This window comes from Dokdonella sp. (assembly GCF_036518555.1).
GTDB lineage: Bacteria > Pseudomonadota > Gammaproteobacteria > Xanthomonadales > Rhodanobacteraceae > Dokdonella_A.
This window is the reverse complement of record NZ_DATDMY010000027.1, coordinates 1-21,103: the sequence shown is the minus strand read 5'-3', so window position 1 is coordinate 21,103 and position 21,103 is coordinate 1. Positions and strand designations below refer to the sequence as shown.

Sequence of the window (21,103 nt, the reverse complement as noted above, 5' to 3'; positions counted from 1 at the left end):
TTCAGCGACGTCGCGGCGCAGCCGCACGACGTGCCGTACTTCAGCACGATGCTGTCGAACCAGACCGGGCGCCTCGACCACTACTGGCGCGAGGTGTCCTACGACAAGGCCGACGTCGCCGGCAGCGTCGCCTACGGCTGGTTCACGCTGCCGCATCCGCGTTCGTACTACGTGCCCGCGGGCGGTTCGGCGAACCTCGGCGCGCTGTTCGACGACTGCACCGCGGTCGCCGACGCGAGCGTCAATTTCGCGAACTTCGTCGGCGTCAACACGTTCTACAACGACGACCTCGACGGCTACGCGTGGGGCGGCAGCCGCTTCGCGACGCTCGATGGCGTCGGCAAGGTCTGGTACGTGACGTGGGAGCCGCCCTGGGGTTACGCGAACGAAGCGCCGCTCGCGCACGAGATGGGCCATGGCTTCGGCCTGCCGCACGCGAACAACTCCGACGGCGACGGCAACCCGTACGACAACCCGTGGGACGTCATGAGCGACGCCTGGGACAACGCGGGCCACGATGCGACCTACGGTACGCAGCCCAAGCACATCGGCATCTGGTCGCGCGACGACCTCGGCTGGATCGACGCCGCGCGCAAGCTCACGGTGTCCGCGAACGGCGCCTACAACGGCATCACGCTCGATCGCGCGAGCCTGCGCGGCTCGACGCACGCGCAGATGATCGTCGTCACGTTGCCCGCTCCGGCCCCGGCCAGCCACTACTACGTGATCGAAGCACGCAAGCGCAGCGGCTACTACGAGGCGAACCTCGCCGGCGATGCAGTGATCATCCATGAGGTCGACACGACGCGCGACGAACCCGCCTGGAGCGTCGACGCGAGCGTGCCGCCCGCGGACACGGCCAACAACGAAGGCTCGATGTTCAAGGTCGGCGAGAGCTGGACCGCGCCCGGCAACGCGTTCACGGTGAGCGTGACGGCGACGAGCGCGGAGGGCTTCGTGCTGAACCTGCAGCGCGGAACCGTCGTCGACCTCATCTTCAAGAACGGCTTCGACGGGTGAGGCTCGCGCTGTTCGACCTCGACGGTACGCTGATCGACTCCGAGGCGGGCATCGTCGGTTCGATCGAATATGCGCTCGCGCGGCTCGGCGCGACGAGCCCGCCGCGCGATACCTTGCGTGGCTGGATCGGTCCGCCGCTGCGCGCGACGTTCCCGCTCGCGCTCGGCGACGATCCGGTCGCGGTCGAACGCGCGGTCGACCATTATCGCGAGCGCTTCAGCGAGGTCGGCTGGCGCGAGCACCGCGTCTACGACGGCGTCGGCGCGATCGTCGACGCGCTCGCCGCGCGCGGCACGCGACTGGCCGTCGTGACGAGCAAGGTCGACCTGTACGCGGAGAAGATCGTGCGTCACCTGCCGTTCGGCGACCGCTTCGCGCGCGTGTACGCGGCGGCGCCGGGCAGCCGCGACAGCGAGAAGGCCGCGATGATCGCGCGTGCGCTCGCCGACTTCGACGTCGCGCCCGATGCCACCGCGATGATCGGCGACCGCCATTTCGACATCGCTGGCGCGAAGGCGAACGCGGTGCGCGCGATCGGCGTCGCCTGGGGCTTCGGCAGCGTCGACGAGCTGCGCGATGCCGGCGCCGACGCGATCGCGAACGAGCCTGCCGAACTGCCCGGATTGCTCGCGCACCGCGCCTGAGGCATCGCCCTCCTTCGTCGTCGCGCGCCGCGATGGACGCCGTCGCGGTGACGCTGCTAGCGTAGCGGGCTCGTCTGGAACGGAAACGACGCGGATGGCAGAGCAGCTTCGCCGCACCAAGATCATCGCCACGCTCGGGCCGGCGACCGACGCGCCCGGTGCGCTGAAGAAGCTCATCGCCGAAGGCGTCAATGTCGTGCGCCTCAACCTCTCGCACGGCAGCGCGGTCGACCACCGCCAACGGGCCGATGCGGTGCGAGCGGCGGCCGCCGAACTCGGCGTCGAAGTCGGCGTGCTCGCCGACCTGCAGGGCCCGAAGATCCGCATCGAGCGCTTCGCGGCCGGCCCGGTCGAACTCGTGCCGGGGCAGGCGTTCGCGCTCGACTGCCGCGCCGACGCGCCGCCCGGCGACGCGACCCGCGTCGGCGTCAGCTACCACGACCTCTGGCGCGACGTGAAACCGGGCGACGTGCTGTTGCTCGACGACGGCCTCGTCTCGCTCGACGTCGTCGACATCGTCGACCGCACGATCCGCTGCAGCGTGCTCGCCGGCGGACGCCTGTCCGATCGCAAGGGCATCAACCGGCTCGGCGGCGGCCTCACCGTCGCCGCGCTGTCGGACAAGGATCGCGCGGACATCCGGCTTGCCGCCGAGCTCGGCGCCGACTTCCTCGCGGTGTCGTTCGTCAAGGTCGCCGACGACATCGAGCAGGCGCGCCGGTTGCTGCACGAGGCGGGCGGCAGCGCCGCGCTCGTCGCGAAGATCGAGCGCGCCGAAGCGATCGAGAACCTCGCCGAGATCATCGAAGCCTCGGATGCGGTGATGGTCGCGCGCGGCGACCTCGGCGTCGAAATCGGCGACGCCGAGCTGCCGGGCCTGCAGAAGAAGATCATCCGCGAGGCGCTCACGCGCTCGCGCGTCGTCATCACCGCGACGCAGATGATGCAGTCGATGGTCGAGTCGCCGATCCCCACGCGCGCGGAGGTGCTCGACGTCGCCAACGCGGTCATCGACGGCACCGATGCCGTGATGCTGTCGCAGGAGACCGCGGCCGGCAAGCATCCGGACAAGGCAGTCGCGGCGATGCGCCGCGTCTGCCTCGGCGCCGAGCGGCAGTTCGAACCGACCGAGGACCTGAGCCCCGGCGCGCATCGGCTCGACCGCACCGACCAGGCGATCGCGCTCGGTGCGATGTTTCTCGCGAGCCAGGTCGGCGTCCGCGCGATCATCGCGCTGACCGAGAGCGGTGCGACCGCGCAGTGGCTGTCGCGCTATCGCTCGACCGTGCCGATCTACGCGCTCTCGCGCAACGCCGCCGCGCGGCGGCGCATGCTGCTGTACCGCGACGTGAACCCGGTCGAGTTCGACGCGCAAGGCGTCGGGCCGACGCAGGCGTCGCGCGACGCGATCCAGCATCTCTACCGCCTCGGGCATCTCGCCGTCGGCGACCGCGTGCTCGTCACGAACGGCGATCACACCGGCCAGGGCGGCGGCACGAACACGCTCAAGCTGCTCATGGTCGGCGCCGACGGCGTCGCCGAGGGACTCAACGACCTGTAGGCCGCCGAGGGCGAAGGAGCCGGGCATCATGCGCACGTCGCTGTATTCGATCCTCTGCATCGTCGTCCGCCTCGGCGCGGTCCTGCTCGGCGCGTCCACGCTAGGGTCCGTGCTGTCGGTCGCCCCTGCAGTGTGCGGCCGGCGTCGCGCTCGTGCTCGGCGCGCGCGGGCTGACGGGGTTGCTGCATCGCCTGCGCTACGGCGATCCCTCCGCGCCTCCTGCGCGCGATGCCGGCGAGCCCGACGCGTAGCGCCCCTGCGTGGCGTTGGGGGCTCGCGATGAGGCGCGTCGCGTCGCGTCCATCGACGCCTCGCGCGTTGCGTCCCACCCTGCGTCCCGCTCCCACGACGGTCGCCGCCGGCGACCGCTTCGCGCCGATCGGCGTAAACTGCATCATCGATCGCACAGGAGGTCGCGTCATGCTGCGTGCCGTTCCGTTCGCTGCCCTCGCGCTGGTCAGCGCCGTTGCCTTCGCGCAATCCGACGCGCCGCCGCGCGTGGTCGTGCCGGACAAGCTCGCCGGCTACTGGACGCTGGTGAACGCGTCGGTCGAGGCCGACGTGCCGATCATGGCGCGCAACATCAGCTCGCCCGGCTGCGCGGCGGTGTCGTTCGTGGTCGAGAAGGACGGCCACACGAGCACGATCAAGGTGCAGCGCGTCGTGCCTGCGGGTGACCTCGCCAAGGTCGCGACGAGCATGGCGACCAACATGCGCTTCGAGCCGACCGTGACGAACGCGGGGCGCGACCGCGTGTTCAGCTGGCTGATCTTCCCGTTCAACGCGCCGACCGATGCGGCTGCGCGCACGGCGGTCATGAAGCAGTGCCAGATCGACAAGCTCGGCTGGAACGACCGCTGAGAGCCCGCACGCATGGCGGGCGCGCGACGAACGCGCGCCGCGACGCGACTGGAGAGGAAGGATCCCGTGTCGAAGCCCGATTCCCTGCGTCCGTTCCCCGCGGCCGCGCTCGCCGCGGCGCTCCTGGCCGCCCTCGTGGGCACGCCGGCCGCGGCCGTGCCGGTCGAAGTACGGTCGCCGCTGCAGGACGCGCGCATCGACCTCGTCATCGATGTCGACGGCGCGCCGGCCTGCAGCGTGCGTCGCGATGTCGCCCGGGACGCGGCGCGCAGCGTGCTGTGCCGCTTCGAGCTCGCGCAGGGTCCGCACGCGCTGCGTGCGCACGGTGGGTACGCGCTGCGCGGCGACGGCGGCGAGCGCACGCGCAAGGGCGAGCAGGCGATCGCGCTGCTCGACTTCGCGCCGGCGGCCGCGCTGCTCGCCAAGCCCGGCCGGCCGTACGGCGAGCGCGTCGACGCCTTCATCCAGGCTACCCGCGCGTTCGCGCGCGAGCATGGCGTCGAGGTCTACCTCGATGCCGGAACGCCCGCGGGCGCGGCGACGCTCGACGCTGCGCGGCAGCGCCTCGGCTTCGATCTGCCGGCCGACTTCGTGTCCATGCAGCGCACGGTCGGCGCGATCCGCATCGGTGACCATTCGATGACGTCGGCCGCCGACCTGCGCGACGCCTACGGCGCGATCGTCAAGGACTGGGGCACGCCCGAGGCGGCCATGCGCGAGGACTATTCGCCCGACATGCAGGAATTCCTCAGGGCGAGCACGCTGCTGTTCACCGAGGTCGGCGACGGTCTCGGCGGCCTGCTGTACCGGCCGCCGCCGACGAAGGCGTGCGGTGCGCGCGGCATCTACTACTGGACCTCGCAGGAAGGCGGCGACGAGAACCTGTCGGCAAACGGCGCCTGCCCCGATTTCGCCGCGGCGTTCCGCTGGCTCGTCGAGGCGTTCGTGATCGACGAGCTCGCCGATGCGCTCGCGGACGAGCACGGCAGCGTGCTCGTCGACACGTCCACCGGAGCGCAGGCGCTCGAACTCGAGCTCGTCGAGGGCGATGCGTTCGGCATCGGCCTCGCGCGGCGCTGGCAGTCGCCGTACTGAGCGCGCGCGGGGATCTCGCGATCCCTGAACGGTCGCCATGGCCGGGCAGCGCCTGCCGCGGAACTGACCTATAATCCCCGGCCCTGAAAATCATCCCGCGCCCCGGCCGAGCCATCCTGCGGCCGTGGCGCCTTTTCGTTTCGCCACGGAGTCATTGATGAGCATCGAAGAGCTTGAAAGCATTGCCCAGGCGATGGTGGCACCGGGCAAGGGCATCATCGCGATCGACGAGTCCACCGCCACGATCAAGAAGCGCTTCGACTCGGTCAACGTGCCGAACACCGAGGAGAACCGTCGCGCCTACCGCGAGATGCTGCTGACCGCGCCCAAACTCGGCGAGCACATCTCCGGCGCGATCCTCTACGACGAAACGATCCGCCAGGCGACCAAGGCCGGCGTGCCGTTCACGAAGATCATGCTCGACGCGGGCATCCTGCCCGGCATCAAGGTCGATCTCGGCGCCAAGCCGCTCGCGGGCTTCCCCGGGGAGCTCGTCACCGAAGGCCTCGACGGCCTGCGCGAGCGCCTCGCCGAGTACGCCAAGCTCGGCGCGAAGTTCGCCAAGTGGCGCGCGGTCATCACGATCGGCGAGGACACGCCGAGCGGCACCTGCATCGAGGCGAACTCGCATGCGCTCGCGCGCTACGCGGCGCTCTGCCAGGAAGCAGGCATCGTGCCGATGGTCGAGCCCGAAGTGCTCATGGACGGCGACCACGACATCGACGTCTGCTACGAGGTGACCGAGGCGACGCTGCGCTCGCTGTTCGGCGCGCTGTACGAACAGAACGTACTGCTGGAAGGCACGATCCTCAAGGCGAGCATGGTCGTGTCCGGCAAGGATTGCGACGACCAGGCCGACGTCGACACGGTCGCCGAGGCGACCGTGCGCTGCCTCAAGTCGGCGGTGCCCGCGACCCTGCCCGGCATCGTGTTCCTCTCCGGAGGCCAGAGCGATGAACAGGCGACCGCGCATCTCAATGCGATGAACCAGATGGGTCCGCACCCGTGGCCGCTGTCGTTCTCGTATGGCCGCGCGATGCAGACCGCCGCGCTGCAGCTGTGGGCGAAGGACATGCAGGCCAACTTCAAGGCCGCGCAGGACATGGTCGTGCTGCGGGCGAAGCAGAACGGCCTTGCCGCGCTCGGCCAGTGGAAGAAGGTGGCGTGACGCCGCGCGATCCGTCGCGGATCGCCTGACGACGCATGCGAAGGACGGGCGCTACGGCGCCCGTTTTTCGTTTCGATTGGAGCGGACCCGTTGCGAGCTCCGCCGCGTTGCATGCGCACCGCAGGCGGTGATTCGATCGACCCCGGAACCGCACGGGTCGTCGCGCCCGGGGGCCATCGGGTTGCCGCCGTTCGCGCGCACGCCGGCCCGGCGCGCACGCCATCGCCGCGGGTCCACGCTATCCTGCCGCGGCGCCCCGCGCCCGCGAGGAACCGCCCATGCAGATGCCGCCGTTCGCGTTCGACACGACCGACTGGATGCGACTCGAGCCGACCGGGCATGCGGGCGCGAGCGGCACCGCGTTATGGCGCACGCGCGAGTTCGGCGCGGTGCGCGTGCGGCTCGTCGCGTACACGCCCGGATATCGCGCCGACCACGGGTGCAGCAAGGGGCACATCCTGTTCTGCGTCGAGGGCGAACTGCAGACCGAACTCGAGGACGGGCGCCGCTTCACGCTCGCCCCGGGCATGAGTCACCAGGTCGGCGACGGTGCCGAGCCCCACCTTTCGTCGACGACAGTCGGCGCGCGCCTCATCGTCGACTGAGGCGCGAATGAAGACGATCGGCCTCATCGGCGGGATGAGCTGGGAATCGACGCTCGGCTACTACCGGCTCGTGAACGAAGGCGTCAAGCATCGCCTCGGCGGGTTGCATTCGGCCCGGCTCGTGCTCTACAGCGTCGACTTCGACGCGATAGAACGCCTGCAGCGTGCGGAGAACTGGGACGCCGCGGGCGTCGCGCTCGCCGACGCCGCCCGCGCGCTCGAACGCGCGGGCGCGGACTTCCTCGTGCTGTGCACGAACACGATGCACAAGGTCGCTGCCGCGCTCGAAGCCGCGGTCGCGATCCCGCTGCTGCACATCGCCGATCCGACCGCGGTGGCGATCAAGGCGGCCGGTTTCACGCGCATCGGCCTGCTCGGCACGAGGTTCACGATGGAGCAGGCGTTCTACCGCGAGCGCCTGCGCGGACACGGCCTCGAGGTGCTCGTGCCGGACGACGTCGCGCGCGAGCGCGTGCACCGCGTGATCTACGACGAGCTCTGCGTCGGCATCGTGCGCGAGGAATCGCGAGCGGAATACCGCGACGTCATGCGCGGCCTCGTCGCGCGCGGGGCGCAGGCCATCATCCTCGGTTGCACCGAGATCGCGCTGCTCGTCGACGCGTCCGATGCGCCGGTGCCGCTGTTCGACACCACCGCCTTGCACGCGCGCGCCGCGGTCGACGCGGCGCTCGAGGACCCCACGGCCACCGCGCCGTAGCGGACCGCGAGGCCGCGTCGCGAACAGCCTGCGCTGCCTGTCAGCCGAGCGATGCGAGCCACTCGTCGTCGGAGCCTTCGTTGACGCCCTCGAACAGGAACGTCGAGAGATACCGCTCGCCGGTGTCGGGCAGCATCGCGAGCAGCACCGACCCCTGTGGTGCGGACTCGGCGACCTTCAGCGCGGCGGCGAGCGTCGCACCCGACGAGAGGCCGACGAAGATGCCTTCTTCTGCCGCGAGCCGGCGCGCGGTATCGCGCGCGACGACGTCGTCGACGGGCTCGATCGCATGCGCGACGCCGCGGTCGAGCACCTCGGGCACGAAGTCCGGCGTCCAGCCCTGGATTTTGTGCGGTTTCCATTCGCCGCCGGACAGCAGCGCCGCGCCCGCGGGCTCGCTCGCGACGACCTTGACCTCGGGGCGCGCAGCGCGCAGTACTTCGCCGACGCCGGTCAGCGTGCCGCCGGTGCCCCAGCCGGTGACGAAGTAGTCGAGCCGGCGTCCGGCGAAATCGCGCAGGATCTCCGCGGCGGTGGTCTGCCGGTGGTAGGCGGGATTGGCCGGGTTCTGGAACTGCCGCGCGAGGAACCAGCCGTGCTTCTTCGCGAGCTCCTCGGCCTTGCGCACCATGCCGCTGCCGCGCTCGGCCGCGGGCGTGAGGATCACCTTCGCGCCGTAGGCGCGCATGAGCTTGCGGCGCTCGATCGAGAAGGTCTCGGTCATGATGGCTACGAACGCGTAGCCGCGCGCTGCCGCGACCATCGCGAGCGCGACGCCGGTGTTGCCCGAGGTCGCCTCGATGATCGTGTCGCCGGGCTTGAGCAAGCCCTTCCGTTCGGCGTCGAGGACGATCGCGAGTGCGAGGCGGTCCTTGACGGACCCGCCCGGATTGAACGCCTCGACCTTCACGTACAGCTCGACGTGCTTGGGCGCGAGGCGGTGCAGCTTGACGACCGGCGTGCGGCCGATGGTGTCGAGGATGCTGTCGTGGATCATGTCGGGTCCTCAAGGGGGGCGAAGCGATCCGGCGGGCCGGACCCTCCAGTCGCATAACGTCAGGCCGCGTGTCGCTCGGACACGGCGTCGGCCGGTCCCAGCGGCGGTGCGCCAAACCAGTGCAGGGTCCGCGCCAGCGCTGCGACCTCGCCGAGGATCAGCAGCGCCGGCGCACATACTTTGTGCGCGTCGGCGATCCGCGGCAACTGGTCGAGCGTGCCGGTCACGACGCGCTGCGACGCGCACGAACCGTTCTCCACCAGCGCGAACGGCGTCGACGCCGCGCGCCCGTGGGCGAGCAGGTGCTCGCGCAGCGCGCCGAGCCCGGCGACACCCATGTACACCGCGAGCGTCTGTCGTTCCTGCGCGAGCGCGCGCCAGTCGAGCGTATCGAGCGAGTCGCGGCAGTGCGCCGTGACGAAGCGGACCGACTGGGCGCGGTCGCGATGGGTCAGCGGCACGCCCGCGTAGGCGGCGCACGCGAGCGCCGCGGTGATCCCGGGCACGACCTCGTAGGGCACGCCGTGCGCGCGCAGGAACTCGAGTTCCTCGCCGCCGCGGCCGAACACGAACGGGTCGCCGCCCTTGAGGCGCACCACGCGCCGACCCGCGCGCGCGTGCTCGAGCAGCAGGCCGTGGATGCGTTCCTGGGCGGTCGAGCGTGCGCCGCCGCCCTTGCCGACATCGACGAGCAGCGCGTCTCGCCGCGCGAGCGCGAGTACGCCCGCGCCGACGAGGCGATCGTGCAGGATCACGTCGGCCTCGTTGAGCGCGCGCAACGCCTTCAGCGTGAGCAGGCCGGGGTCGCCGGGGCCGGCACCGACGAGCGCGACCGAGCCCGTCTGCGGCACCGTCGCTGCGGACAGCGCGGCCTCGAGCGCGGACTCGGCCAGCGCGGGTTGGCCCTTGCGCAGCAGGTCGGCGACGGCGCCGCCGAACAGCGTGGAATAGAACCGGCGCCGCGCGCCGGGGTCGCGATGGCGAGCGCGAATACGCGCGCGATAGCGCGCGGCGAGCGTCGCGAGCGGGCCGAGGGCGGCGTCGAGCAGGGTCTCCAGCCGCTCGCGCAGGAGGCGCGCGAGCATCGGCGCGGCACCGCCACTGGAGATGGCGATCTGCAGCGGCGCGCGGTCGACGACCGCGGGTACGTGGAACGTCGACAGTTCCGCGTCGTCGACGACGTTGGCGAGCATGCGGCGGCGCTCGGCCGCGCGCGCGACGCGGCGGTTGAGCGCGAGGTCGTCCGTCGCGACGACGACGAGCCAGCAGCGATCGGCGCCTCCGTCGCGCTCGCCGTCGAGCCAAGCGTCGACGTACGGGCCGTCGCGATGGCGGATGCGTCCGCGCGTGACGAGCGCGGCCAGGCCCGGTTCCAGCGCGGGCGCGCCGACCGTGACGCGGGCCCCGGCGCGCAGCAGGCCGTCGATCTTGCGCGCGGCCACAGCGCCGCCGCCGACGACGAGGACGGCGCGATGGCGGAGATCGGCGAAGATCGGGTACAGCGGCATGACGGCACGTGGAAGCGGGCGGTGCAGGCTACGTCCGCACGGCGTTGGCGTGGAAATGGCGGCCGCGCCGCCGCTTATGCCCTTCCGTCATGTCCGGCGCAGCCGGCGCCGCTCCCGCGATTTGGACGGCTAGACATCCAAAACACGGTCGGATAGTCTGGACGATCCGTGCGCGTGCGCGGCAACCCGAGTCCAGGAGCAGGCGATGGAATCCCCCAAGTGCAAGCCGATGTGTTGCCCGACGACGATCAGCGGTTCGACGCCCCGCCGACACAGGCCACCCGTGGACGCTCCGACATGACGCTCGCCCAGCTCCGTTACCTCATCGCCATCGCCGACTCCGGCCTCAACATCACGCTCGCCGCCGAACGCGTCCACGCGACCCAGCCCGGCCTCAGCAAGCAGCTCAAGCAGCTCGAGGAAGAGCTCGGCTTCTCCCTCTTCACGCGGCGCGGCAAGAGCCTCGACGCGATCACCGCCGCCGGCGCGCAGGTCATCGAGCGCGCGCGCATCATCCAGTCCGAAGCCGCCAACATCCGCGCACTCGCCGCGAACCTGCGCAACGAGAAGCACGGTGCGTTGCGCATCGCGACCACCCACACCCAGGCCCGCTACGCATTGCCGCGCGCGATCGCCGCCCTGCGCGACGGCTACCCCGACGTCGGCGTGCACCTCCAGCCGGGTGGCGACGCCGAGATCCTCGAGCTGCTCGAGCGCGGCCAGACCGACCTCGCGGTCGTGTCGACCGTGGGCGCACCGCCGCCGGCGGGCCTCGCGCTGCCGGTCTACCGCTGGGAGCGCGTCGCGGTCGTGCCGACCGGGCATGCGCTCGCCAAGCTCGGTCGCGCGCCGACGCTGGCCGACCTCGCCGCGCACCCGCTCGTCAGTTACGAATCCTCGCTCAAGCCCGACTCCTCGCTGCGGCGCGCATTCGAACAGGCCGGACTGCCGCTGCACCTCGCCTTCACGGCGCGCGACGCCGATCTGATCCGCACCTACGTCGCTGCCGGCCTCGGCGTCGGCGTGCTCGCCGAGATGGCGCTCGATCCGGCCGACCGCGACGTCGTCGGCATCGACATCGACGGGCTGTTGCCGGCCTGCACGACGTGGATCGTGCTGCGCCGCGACCGCGTGCTGCGCGAGTACGCGCTCGAGTTCATCGCGCGCTTCGCACCGCAGCTCGATCGGCGCGACGTGCGGCGCGCGTTCGACCATGGCGTCGGCGTCGACGAGTGGCCGGCGCCGCCGCGCTGGCGCGAGCTCGACGCCGCGCGGCTCGCGGCCTGAGCCGCCAGACCGCAGCCTGCCGCGCCCGATCGAAGCGGCGCGCGTGCGATGCGCGACGCCGTGCGCGTCGGCGCCTCACACCTCGAGGTGCAGGCCGCACTCGCGCTTGAGGCCGAAGAAGCGCGTGTCGTCCGCGCTCATGCCGGGCTCCCAGCGCCGCGTCGTGTGCACGTCGCCGATCGAGACGTAGCCCTCGTCCCACAGCGGGTGGTACGGCAGGTCGTGCCGGGCGAGGTAGCGACCGACGTCGCGGTCGCTCCAGTCGGCGATCGGATGCGCCTTCCAGCGGCCGTTGCGCAGCTCGACGAAGTCCGTGCCGGCGCGGCTCGCCGATTGCGCGCGCCGCAGCCCCGCGAACCAGGTGCGCGCGCCGAGCTCGTCGAGCGCGCGCTGCATCGGTTCGACCTTGCGCAGGCGGTTGTAGCGCTCGATGCCATCGATTCCCTGTTCCCACAGGCGGCCATGGCGCGCCTCCATCCACGCCGCGCCGATCTGCGGCCGGTACACCTTGAGGTTGAGGCCGAGGCGTTCGGTGAGCATGTCGGCGAAGCGATAGGTCTGCGCGAACAGGTAGCCGGTATCGATGAAGATCACCGGCACGTCGTGTCGTGCGCGGCTGACGAGGTGCAGGCTGGCCGCCGCCTGCGCGCCGAAACTCGACGACAGGACGTGCGAACCGGGCAGCGTGCCGAGCATCCAATCGACGCGGGTTTCGGCGTCCTGGCGGGAGAGCCAGCGGTTGAGGTCGGCGAGCGCGCGCGCGTCCTCGGCGGCACTCAGGATGTCGGGCGGCGTCATGCGCTGACTCCCGCGGCGATGCGCGTCGGAGGCGCGAGCACGCCCGTGCGCAGCAGGAAGTCCCCGAAGCGCTCCTCGCGCGCGCGCCCGGCGGCGTAGCGCGCGAACAGCGCATCGAGCGCGTCGAGGATCTCCCGTTCGGCAATGTTCTCGCGGAACACGCGGTTGAGGCGGCGGCCCGCGAAGTCGGCGCCGACGCGCAGGTCGTAGCGCCCGGGCGCGCGCCCGACGAGCGCGATCTCGCCGAGGTAGGGACGCGAGCAGCCGTTCGGGCAGCCGGACACGCGCAGCAGGATCGGTGCATCGGCGAGGCCGTGCGCGTCGAGGCGGTGCTCGATCTTCGCGAGCAGGTCCGGCAGGTACCGCTCCGCCTCCGCCATCGCGAGGCCGCAGGTCGGCAGCGCGACGCAGGCGATCGCATGGCGACGGATCGCACTGCCACGGCGCCCGTCGTCGAGGCCGTACTGCGCGACGAGCGCGTCGATCGCCGCGCGCCGTGCCGCCGGCACGTTCGCGACGACGAGGTTCTGGTTGCAGGTGAGGCGGAATGCGGCGGTCTCGCTTGGATCGGCGCCCGCGAGGGCGTGCGCGATCGCGCGCAGGCCGGTCAGCCATGCGCGACCTTCGCGGTCCGCGAGGCGACCGGACTCGATCCTCAGGGTCAGATGGGAGCGACCGTCGGCACCTTCGATCCATCCGAAGCGGTCGCCGTTGTGGTCGAAGCGGAATCCACGAGCCGGTTCGAGCGTGAAGCCGAGGCGGCGTTCGAGCTCGGCGACGAACGCATCGAGTCCGCGATGGTCGATCGTGTACTTGAGCCGCGCGTGCTTGCGCTCGCGCCGGTTGCCCCAGTCGCGCTGCACGCCGATCACGTGCTCGGCGACCTCGAGCACGCGCCCGGACGGAACGAAACCGATCACGTCGCCGAGGCGCGGATACGTCGACGGATCGCCGTGCGTCGCACCCATGCCGCCGCCGATCGCGACGTCGAAGCCCGCGAGCACGCCGTCCTCGACGATCGCGATGAAGCCGAGGTCCTGCGCGAACACGTCGACGTCGTTCGTCGGCGGCACCGCGATGCCGATCTTGAACTTGCGCGGCAGGTAGGTCGCGCCGTAGAGCGGCTCGACGTCGTCGGGACCGGCGACACGCGTCATGGCGCGCGCGTCGCCATCGCCGCGCGCGGCGTCGACCGGCGCCTCGTCGAGCCAGATCTCGTGATATGCGCGCGTCTTCGGCAACAGGTGCTCGGACAGGCGCGTCGCCCACGCGTGGACCTGCGCGTGCACCGCCGATTCGAGCGGGTTGGCCGAGGCGACGACGGTTCGGTTGACGTCGCCGCAGGCAGCGATCGTGTCGGCGAGGCTCGCGTGGATCGCGGCGATCGTCGCCTTGAGGTCGCGCTTGATCACGCCGTGCCACTGGAACGTCTGGCGCGTCGTGATGCGCAACGTGCCGTCGGCGAAGTCGCGCGCGATCGCGTCGAACGCGAGCCATTGCGCGGGCGTGACGACGCCGGCGGGCAGGCGCGCGCGGATCATGAACGCGTAGGCGGGTTCGAGCTTCTGCAGGCGGCGTTCCTCGCGCAGGTCGCGATCGTCCTGCTGGTAGCTGCCGTGGAACTTGAGCAGCTTGTTGTCGGCTTCGCTGATCGCACCGGTCACGGGGTCGGCGAGGCTCGCGACGAGCGTGCCGCGCAGGTAGCGGCTTTCGGCCTTGATGCGTTCGAGTTCGGAACGTGTCGTGGACATGGGGTGTGGAGACCGCTCTCGTTCAAGCGCGCAGCGACGGGTGGCTGCGCCGGAGTTCGACGTGGGAGGACAGGCAGGGGGCGCCGGCTCGCGTCGTCGATGCGAGCGCGCGCGCGGACGACGCCGATCCTGCCAAGCGACGGTCCGGCGAGAGCCGCCGCGCCCGCGAAGCCCCGGCGTCGGGGCTTGCCCTAGTACACGTCGCGCGCATAGCGTCCTTCCTCCACCAGTTGCGACAGGCGTTCCTCGGCCCGCTCGCGGTCGACGCCGCCGTGCTCGACGAAGACATCGAGCAGCGCGGCGTGGACGTCCTTCGCCATCCGCGTCGCGTCGCCGCAGACGTACAGGTGCGCACCGTCGTCGAGCCACGCGTACAGGTCGCGGCCGCGCTCGCGCACGCGGTCCTGCACGTAGCCGCGCGGTGCTTCGCGCGACCACGCGAGGTCGAGGCGATGCAGGCAGCCATCGCGCAGCGCAGCCTGCCATTCGGCCTGGTAGAGGAACTCGCTGCGGAAACGTCGATTGCCGAACAGCAGCCAGTTGCGGCCGCGCGCGCCGATCTCGCGCCGCTCCTGCACGAAGCCGCGGAACGGCGCGATGCCGGTGCCGGGCCCGATCATGATGATGTCGCGGGTCGGGTCCGATGGCAGGCGGAAACGCTCGTTCGCCTCGACGTAGACCGGTACGCGCTGGTCGTCGTCCGCGTGCGCGAGGAACTGCGAAGCCGCGCCGACATGGAGCGAACCGAACGCCTCGTAGGCGACGACGCCGACCGTGAGGTGCACCTCGTCGCCGACCGCCTTGCGGCTCGACGCGATCGAGTAGGACCGCGGCGCGAGCGGGCGCAGTGCCGCGACGAGGTCGCCGGCCGTCCATGCGGCGGGGTACTCGCGCAGCAGGTCGATCGGCTGGCGACCCGCGAGAAACGCGCCGAGCGTGTCGCGCCGCTCCGGCGCGAGCAGGCGATCGAGATCGTCGCTGCGCGCGCGCGTCGCGTGCGCAGCGACGAACGGTCGCGCAAGCCGCGTGAGCTCCCGTTCGCGCGCGAGCCAGTCGCGCAGGTCCAGGCTGCGGCCGGCGTGGCACACCGGCGTGTCGCCGTCGAGGCCGCTCGCCTCGAGTACCGCGGCGACGAGCGCGGGCGGGTTGACGGCCCACACGCCGAGCGCGTCGCCGGGTTCGTAGGCGAGGCCGGAACCGGCGAGCGACAACTCGAGGTGGCGGATATCGCGCGCGCTGTCGCGCGCGACGATGCGCTGGTTCGCGAGCAACGCAGCCGCGAACGGCTGCTCACGCGTCCATTCGCCGGCGGCGGGAGGCGCGCGCAACGGGGTGACGGTCGCGCTGCGCGCGGGCGCGGGTTCGAGCGCTTCGCGGGCGCATCCGAGTGCGCGCGCGAGCCACGGCGCGGCGACGGCCTCGACGTCGACGTCGGCTTCACCCGTGTCGATCAGGCGCGTCGCGCCGAGTTCGGCGAGGCGTGCGTCCACGCGGCGGCCGGTCGCGCAGAACTGCGGATAGCTCGAATCGCCGAGCGCGAGCACGGCGTAGCGCAGGGCCGGCAACTGCGGCGCGCGCTTGCCGCAGAGGAAATCGACGAAGGCGCGCGCATCGTCGGGCGGATCGCCGTCGCCGTGCGTGCTGATCACGACGACGAGGAGGCGTTCGACGGCGAGCTCGCGCGTCGGGTACGCGCTTGCGCGCACGACGCGCACCCCGAGTCCATCGGCTTCGGCATCGCGCGCGAGGCGTTCCGCGAGGCGCTGCGCATTGCCGGTCTGGCTGCCGTACACGACCGTGAGGCGCTCGCGCGCGGCCGCATCGCGCGCGGGCGCCGACGGCGCCCTCGTGGCGCGGCTGCGCGCGAGCGCGGCGGCGTAGCCCGACAGCCACCAGAGTGCGGCTGCGTCGAGGGCGTCGAGCAGGCGCAGGGCTTCGGCGGACATCGCCTCCGGCAACGGCGCGATCGGCATCGCAGGTACGGCGGACACGGCACCCATCCATTCGGACGTACAGACGTCCGTGGACCCCGGATGCTAGGTGCGGATCGCGCGCCACGGAAAGAAGGCGTCGGCATGCGCATATGCGCGATCGTGCCGCGTGGCCTGGCACGGCGCGGGGATCGGTCAGAGTTCGTCCGCGCCGGCGAGTTCGCTCCGGTACGCATCGGCGATCGCGCGGCCGAACGCGCAGAACACGACGGCTCGCGGCTCGCGCCCGCCGCCGAGCCACGCGCGCGCCTCGCGGACCGCGATCGCGGTCGCGGCGTCGATCGGATAGCCGTACACCCCGCAGCTGATCGCCGGAAAGGCGATCGTCGCGATCGCGTGTTCGGCTGCGAGCGCGAGCGCGTTCCGATAGCACGCGGCGAGCAGGTCCGCCTCGCCGTGCGTGCCGCCGCGCCAGACCGGTCCGACCGTGTGGATCACGAAGCGCGCGGGCAGCCGGAATCCCGGCGTGATGCGCGCTTCACCGGTCGGGCAGCGCGCGCCGCCGCGGAGGGGGATCGTGCGGCAGGCCTCCAGCAGTCGGGGGCCGGCGGCGCGGTGGATGGCTCCATCCACGCCGCCGCCGCCCAGGAGGCTGCCGTTCGCGGCGTTGACGATCGCGTCGACCGCGACCGTGGTGATGTCGGCTTCGATGACGCGAAGGTTCATTGCGGGATGCGCCGAGGTGCGAGTCGGTGCGAGCTTCGCGATTCATCGCTCCCCCAGCAACCCGGGGCTGCGGCGTCCTGACCGGGCGCGCATCGCGGCGCGGTCCGCCCGCCGTCCGGCCCGATCGAGGCCCCGATCGCGACCACCCTCGCATCGGGCAAGCCCTTGTTCCGCAAATCCTTCCGAACTGATTGCTGCGCTGCAAATAATTTGTACCGAGAGGTATTGAAATTATATGTCCTAGTACATAATATTCGCAGCAATGATGATCACGACAACCGACAACACGTTCGCCTACCTGCTGCACGACGTCACGCGGCTCATGCGAAAGCACTTCGACCGACGCGCGACGCGGCTCGAGCTGACCCGCGCGCAGTGGCGCGCGCTCAAGGTGATCCGTCGCCACGAGGGCTTGAGCCAGACCGAACTCGCCGATTACCTCGACATGGAGCCGATTCCGGTCGGCCGCGTCGTCGACCGGCTCGAGAAGACCGGCTTCGTCGAGCGGCGCGCGGACCCCGCCGACCGCCGGCGCTGGCGCCTGCACCTGACGTCGAAGGCGCACGCGATCGTCGACGAGATGGAAGTGATCGGCGCGGGACTGCGCGAAGACGCGCTGCGCGGCGTCACGCGCGCCGATTTCGATGCGCTCGTGCGCGTGCTCGGGCAGCTCAAGGACAACCTCAACGCGCTCGACGACGGCGCGACCGACGACCACCGGGACCAGCCATGACCGACAAGCAACCGCAGATCGCCCAGGCCGCCGCCGCACCGCGCGCGCGCGGCGGGTGGCGCACGACGCTCTGGATCGCCGGGCCCGCGCTCGTGCTCGGCGTCGGCGTCTGGCTCTACCTCACGTCGGGGCGGTACGCCTCGACCGACAACGCCTACGTACAGGCGGACCGCGTGACGATCGCGCCGCAGGTCGGCGGTCGCGTCGTCGAGGTCGCCGTGCGCGAGAACCAGGCCGTGCACCAGGGCGACGTGCTGTTCCGCATCGACCCCGAACCGCTGCAGATCGCGGCCGCGCGCATGCAGGCGCAGGTGGAGTCGGTGCGCAGCCTGCTCGACGCCGCGCGCAGCGGCTACGCCGCGGCGCAGGCCGACGTGCGTTCGTCCGCAGCCGACCTCGACTACAAGAAGCAGCAGTTCGAACGCATGAAGGAGCTGCGGGGTCGCGGTCTGATCGCGCAGCAGGCGCTCGACGACGCGGCCAACAACCTCGCCGCCGCGCGCGCGAAGCAGGACGCGAACAGCGCCGCACTCGGCAAGGCGCAGAACATGCTCGGCGGCTTGCCGAGCACGCCCGACGATGAACTCGCCGGCTACAAGCTCGCGCTCGCCCAGCTCGCGCAGGCGAAACTCGACCTCGAGCATGCGACCGTGCGCGCGCCGATGGACGGCACGATCGGCAAGACCACGCTGCAACCGGGCGATTTCCTCGCGGTCGGCCAGGCGGCGATGCCGCTCGTCGCCAACACGCTCTGGGTCGACGCGAACTTCAAGGAGACCGACCTTACCCATGTCGTCGTCGGCCAGCCCGCGACGATCGAGGTCGATACGTTCCCGGGGCGCAGGTGGCGCGCGCGCGTCGCCTCGATCAGTCCCGCGTCGGGCTCGGAGTTCTCGCTGCTGCCCGCGCAGAACGCAACCGGCAACTGGGTCAAGATCGTGCAGCGCATTCCCGTGCGCCTCACCCTCGACGATGCGCCGGAGGACGGCATGATCCTGCGCGCGGGCATGAGCGCCGTGGTCGAGATCGACACCGGCAGGCAGAACTCGGTGATCGGCCGTTGGCACGGTCGTGAGCCGCAACCGAACGCGAGCGTCGCAAGGGCGCCGTGACCACCGCGCATCGGCCGCGCGAAGACGGCCCGCAGCGCAACCCCGAACCGAACGGATACCGACCATGTTTCGTGAGCACACCTACGAACCTCTGACCGAAGCAGCCGCGTGGCAGTACCACGCCCACGCCCACGCCGCACCCGCGCCGATCGCTGCGGCATTCGACGCCCAGTCCGCCTTCACCGACCGCACCGGAGAGCTGTCGCCGGTCTATCGCGAGATCGCGCGTCGCATCGCGCGCGACGCCTACACGCGTCACGCGAGCACGCTCGGCGACGCGTTGCGCTGAGGGCACCGTGACCGCGGCCGACGCCACCCATCGCGAAGTCGCCAACCGCGGCCTGCTGGTCGTGTCGGTGATGCTCGCGACCCTGATGCAGGCGCTCGACACGACGATCGCGAACGTCGCGCTGCCGAACATGCAGGGCACGTTGTCGGCGACGCAGGACCAGATCTCCTGGGTCCTGACCTCGTACATCGTCGCCGCGGCGATCGCGACGCCGGCGACCGGCTGGCTCGCCTCGGTCATGGGGCGCCGCCGCCTGCTGCTCATCGCGATCGCGGGCTTCACGTTCGCGTCGGTGCTGTGCGGCATGGCGACGGGCATCGGCGCGATGGTCGCATTCCGCCTGCTGCAGGGCCTGTTCGGCGCCGCGCTCGTGCCGCTGTCGCAGTCGACCCTGCTCGACGTCTACCCGCGCGAGAAGCACGGCGCGGCGATGGCGTTGTGGGGCATGGGCGTGATGGTCGGCCCGATCCTCGGCCCGCCGCTCGGCGGCTGGCTCACCGACAGCTACAGCTGGCACTGGGTGTTCCTCATCAACGTGCCGATCGGCGCCCTCGCGCTGTTCGGCGTCGCGGCGAGCCTGCCGACCGACGAAACGCGCCAGTCGCGTTTCGACTGGCGCGGCTTCGCGTTCCTCGCGATCGGCATCGGCGCGCTGCAGCTGTTCCTCGATCGCGGCGAGCAGCAGGACTGGTTCGGCTCGGTCGAGATCCGGGTCGAGGCCGCGCTCGCGTTCCTCGGCTTCTACCTCTACGCCGTGCACTGGACGTTCAGCGCGCGTCCGTTCGTCGACCTCGGCCTGTTCGCCGACCGCAATTTCCTCGCGAGCAACCTGTTCATCTTCGTGCTCGGCGTCGTGCTGTTCGCGACGATGGCGCTGTTGCCGCCCTTCCTGCAGGGCCTCATGAACTATCCGGTGGTGACCACCGGCCTGCTGCTCGCGCCGCGCGGCGTCGGCACGCTCATCGCGATGATGCTGGTCGGCCGCCTGCTCGCGCGCGGTGCCGATGCGCGCGTGCTCGCGGGCATCGGCATGCTGCTCACCGCGTATTCGCTGTGGACGATGACGCGCTTCAACCTCGACGTGCCGCAATCGACGATCGTCGCCACCGGCGTCGTGCAGGGCCTCGGCCTCGGCCTCGTGTTCGTGCCGATCTCGACCGTCGCCTATTCGACCCTGCCGGTGGCCGCGCGAACCGAAGCCGCCGGCATCTTCAGCCTCATGCGCAACATCGGCTCGAGCGTCGGCATCTCGATCGTGATGACCTTGCTGTCGCGCAATACCCAGCTCAACCATGCCGAGATCGCCGCGCGCGTGTCGCCATTCGGCGACAACGCGTCGCAGCTTGCGGCGACCCTCGGCCACGGCGCGACGAATCTCGCCCTGCTCAACGCCGAGGTCACGCGGCAGGCGAGCGCGATCGCATTCCTCGACGACTTCTGGCTCATGATGGTCTTGACCGTCGCGTCGATCCCGCTGCTGCTCCTGCTCAAGCCCGTGCGCAGCGCGGCGGCTCCGGCACTCGTCGCGGATCACTGATCCCATCGCGCGGCCGGCGAGCGCGAAGCCGCGCCGGCCGGACGGCCGACGTGCGGGCGCACGCGGGGCGCGCTGGCGGTACGATCGCCGCATGGCCATCGATCCCGACACGCTGCCGTTGCCGCACCTCGATTGCGGCGTCGCGCTGCTGCGGTCGTGGCGCGCGGACGATCTGGACAGCCTCGTCGCGAACGCGAGCCACTCCGACGTGTCGCGCGGCCTGCGCGACCGCTTCCCGTATCCGTACACGGGCGACGACGGCCGCGCCTGGCTCGCGCGCGCGGTCGACGAATCCGATCGTGCCTGGGCGATCGAGGTCGACGGAGCCGCGGTCGGTGGCGTGAGCCTGCATCCGGGTACCGACGTGCACCGTCATTCGGCCGAACTCGGCTATTGGCTCGGCCGCCGCTACTGGGGACGCGGGCTGATGACCGCGATCGTGGGCGCGTTCGCGCCGCGCGCGATGGCACTGTTCCGCCTGCACCGCCTGTATGCGACGGTCTACGCGAACAACCCGGCATCGATGCGCGTGCTCGAGAAGGCCGGTTTCGAGCGCGAGGGCGTGCACAAGTCGGCCGTGGTCAAGCGCGGCGAACTGCTCGACATCGTCATGTACGCGCGCGTGCGCAGCCGACTCGACGCACCGGCGGATGCGCCCGAATCTGCCACAATGGCGACGCCCGCCGCAGGGCGCTGAGCGGACGACGATGGCCAAGGACGACACGCGATCGGATTCTCCCTGGGCCGGTGCGAAGCCGCGCA

20 protein-coding genes are annotated in these 21,103 nt (G+C 71.3%); 14 read left to right on the top strand and 6 right to left on the bottom strand.

Going from position 1 to position 21,103, the window contains the following annotated elements; genetic code table 11:
- The 8 genes from VI238_RS01800 to VI238_RS01765 all read left to right on the top strand — a co-directional run.
- On the top strand, window positions 1-1,020 hold a 1,020-nt coding region (locus VI238_RS01800), incomplete at its 5' end, for a hypothetical protein (protein ID WP_331647809.1).
- Window positions 1,017-1,664 carry an HAD hydrolase-like protein gene (locus tag VI238_RS01795; RefSeq protein WP_331647807.1) on the top strand — a complete coding sequence of 216 codons (648 nt, stop codon included), beginning with the start codon at window positions 1,017-1,019 and terminating at the stop codon, window positions 1,662-1,664. The genes VI238_RS01800 and VI238_RS01795, both read left to right, overlap by 4 nt.
- 94 nt (window positions 1,665-1,758) lie before the next feature.
- The gene (gene pyk, locus VI238_RS01790; protein ID WP_331647806.1) at window positions 1,759-3,225 is read left to right on the top strand and encodes a pyruvate kinase; all 1,467 of its coding nucleotides are present in this window, start codon (window positions 1,759-1,761) and stop codon (window positions 3,223-3,225) included.
- A 420-nt stretch (window positions 3,226-3,645) separates the two neighbouring features.
- Window positions 3,646-4,086 (top strand): energy transducer TonB, encoded by a 441-nt coding sequence (locus VI238_RS01785; RefSeq protein ID WP_331647804.1) that lies wholly within the window; start codon window positions 3,646-3,648, stop codon window positions 4,084-4,086.
- Window positions 4,087-4,152: 66 nt separating this feature from the next.
- Window positions 4,153-5,181, top strand: coding sequence for a hypothetical protein (locus VI238_RS01780; protein ID WP_331647802.1), 1,029 nt, complete (start codon window positions 4,153-4,155; stop codon window positions 5,179-5,181).
- A 157-nt stretch (window positions 5,182-5,338) separates the two neighbouring features.
- Window positions 5,339-6,349 carry a class I fructose-bisphosphate aldolase gene (locus tag VI238_RS01775; RefSeq protein WP_331647800.1) on the top strand — a complete coding sequence of 337 codons (1,011 nt, stop codon included), beginning with the start codon at window positions 5,339-5,341 and terminating at the stop codon, window positions 6,347-6,349.
- Window positions 6,350-6,627: 278 nt separating this feature from the next.
- Window positions 6,628-6,954 carry a DHCW motif cupin fold protein gene (locus tag VI238_RS01770; protein WP_331647798.1) on the top strand — a complete coding sequence of 109 codons (327 nt, stop codon included), beginning with the start codon at window positions 6,628-6,630 and terminating at the stop codon, window positions 6,952-6,954.
- A gap of 7 nt (window positions 6,955-6,961) precedes the next feature.
- Window positions 6,962-7,672 (top strand): aspartate/glutamate racemase family protein, encoded by a 711-nt coding sequence (locus VI238_RS01765; RefSeq protein ID WP_331647796.1) that lies wholly within the window; start codon window positions 6,962-6,964, stop codon window positions 7,670-7,672.
- 40 nt (window positions 7,673-7,712) lie between these two features.
- Here the strand turns inward: VI238_RS01765 and cysK are convergent, their stop codons facing one another.
- Together cysK and cysG are read right to left on the bottom strand one after the other, a co-directional pair.
- On the bottom strand, window positions 7,713-8,669 hold the full coding sequence (gene cysK, locus VI238_RS01760) for a cysteine synthase A (RefSeq protein ID WP_331647794.1): 957 nt from the start codon (window positions 8,667-8,669) through the stop codon (window positions 7,713-7,715).
- A gap of 59 nt (window positions 8,670-8,728) precedes the next feature.
- Complete coding sequence (cysG, locus tag VI238_RS01755; protein ID WP_331647792.1) at window positions 8,729-10,177, bottom strand: siroheme synthase CysG; 1,449 nt, start codon at window positions 10,175-10,177, stop codon at window positions 8,729-8,731.
- 297 nt (window positions 10,178-10,474) lie between these two features.
- Between cysG and VI238_RS01750 the strand changes: the two genes are divergently transcribed.
- Window positions 10,475-11,464, top strand: coding sequence for a LysR substrate-binding domain-containing protein (locus tag VI238_RS01750; protein WP_331647790.1), 990 nt, complete (start codon window positions 10,475-10,477; stop codon window positions 11,462-11,464).
- A 75-nt stretch (window positions 11,465-11,539) separates the two neighbouring features.
- Here the strand turns inward: VI238_RS01750 and VI238_RS01745 are convergent, their stop codons facing one another.
- The 4 genes from VI238_RS01745 to VI238_RS01730 form a co-directional block, all read right to left on the bottom strand.
- A complete protein-coding gene (locus tag VI238_RS01745; protein WP_331647788.1) occupies window positions 11,540-12,262 on the bottom strand; it encodes a phosphoadenylyl-sulfate reductase in 723 nt (240 codons plus the stop codon).
- Complete coding sequence (gene cysI / locus VI238_RS01740; RefSeq protein WP_331647786.1) at window positions 12,259-14,013, bottom strand: assimilatory sulfite reductase (NADPH) hemoprotein subunit; 1,755 nt, start codon at window positions 14,011-14,013, stop codon at window positions 12,259-12,261. Before cysI ends, VI238_RS01745 begins: the two co-directional genes overlap by 4 nt.
- Before the next feature lie 191 nt (window positions 14,014-14,204).
- Window positions 14,205-16,013 carry an assimilatory sulfite reductase (NADPH) flavoprotein subunit gene (locus VI238_RS01735; protein WP_414650013.1) on the bottom strand — a complete coding sequence of 603 codons (1,809 nt, stop codon included), beginning with the start codon at window positions 16,011-16,013 and terminating at the stop codon, window positions 14,205-14,207.
- 126 nt (window positions 16,014-16,139) lie between these two features.
- Window positions 16,140-16,670: an O-acetyl-ADP-ribose deacetylase gene (locus VI238_RS01730; RefSeq protein WP_331647784.1), complete on the bottom strand. Its 531-nt coding sequence runs from the start codon at window positions 16,668-16,670 to the stop codon at window positions 16,140-16,142.
- Between the two features lie 265 nt (window positions 16,671-16,935).
- Here VI238_RS01730 and VI238_RS01725 point away from each other — a divergent pair, with 265 nt between their 5' ends.
- From VI238_RS01725 to VI238_RS01705, 5 genes are all read left to right on the top strand, one after another.
- The gene (locus tag VI238_RS01725; RefSeq protein ID WP_331647782.1) at window positions 16,936-17,403 is read left to right on the top strand and encodes a MarR family winged helix-turn-helix transcriptional regulator; all 468 of its coding nucleotides are present in this window, start codon (window positions 16,936-16,938) and stop codon (window positions 17,401-17,403) included.
- Entirely contained in the window at window positions 17,400-18,515 is a 1,116-nt protein-coding gene (locus VI238_RS01720) for an HlyD family secretion protein (RefSeq protein ID WP_331647780.1), read from the top strand. The genes VI238_RS01725 and VI238_RS01720 overlap by 4 nt, the downstream gene beginning before the upstream one ends.
- 64 nt (window positions 18,516-18,579) lie before the next feature.
- On the top strand, window positions 18,580-18,804 hold the full coding sequence (locus VI238_RS01715; RefSeq protein WP_331647778.1) for a hypothetical protein: 225 nt from the start codon (window positions 18,580-18,582) through the stop codon (window positions 18,802-18,804).
- A 7-nt stretch (window positions 18,805-18,811) separates the two neighbouring features.
- Window positions 18,812-20,341: a DHA2 family efflux MFS transporter permease subunit gene (locus tag VI238_RS01710; RefSeq protein WP_331647776.1), complete on the top strand. Its 1,530-nt coding sequence runs from the start codon at window positions 18,812-18,814 to the stop codon at window positions 20,339-20,341.
- Window positions 20,342-20,432: 91 nt separating this feature from the next.
- A complete protein-coding gene (locus VI238_RS01705; RefSeq protein WP_331647773.1) occupies window positions 20,433-21,038 on the top strand; it encodes a GNAT family protein in 606 nt (201 codons plus the stop codon).
- The last annotated feature ends 65 nt before the right edge of the window (window positions 21,039-21,103 follow it).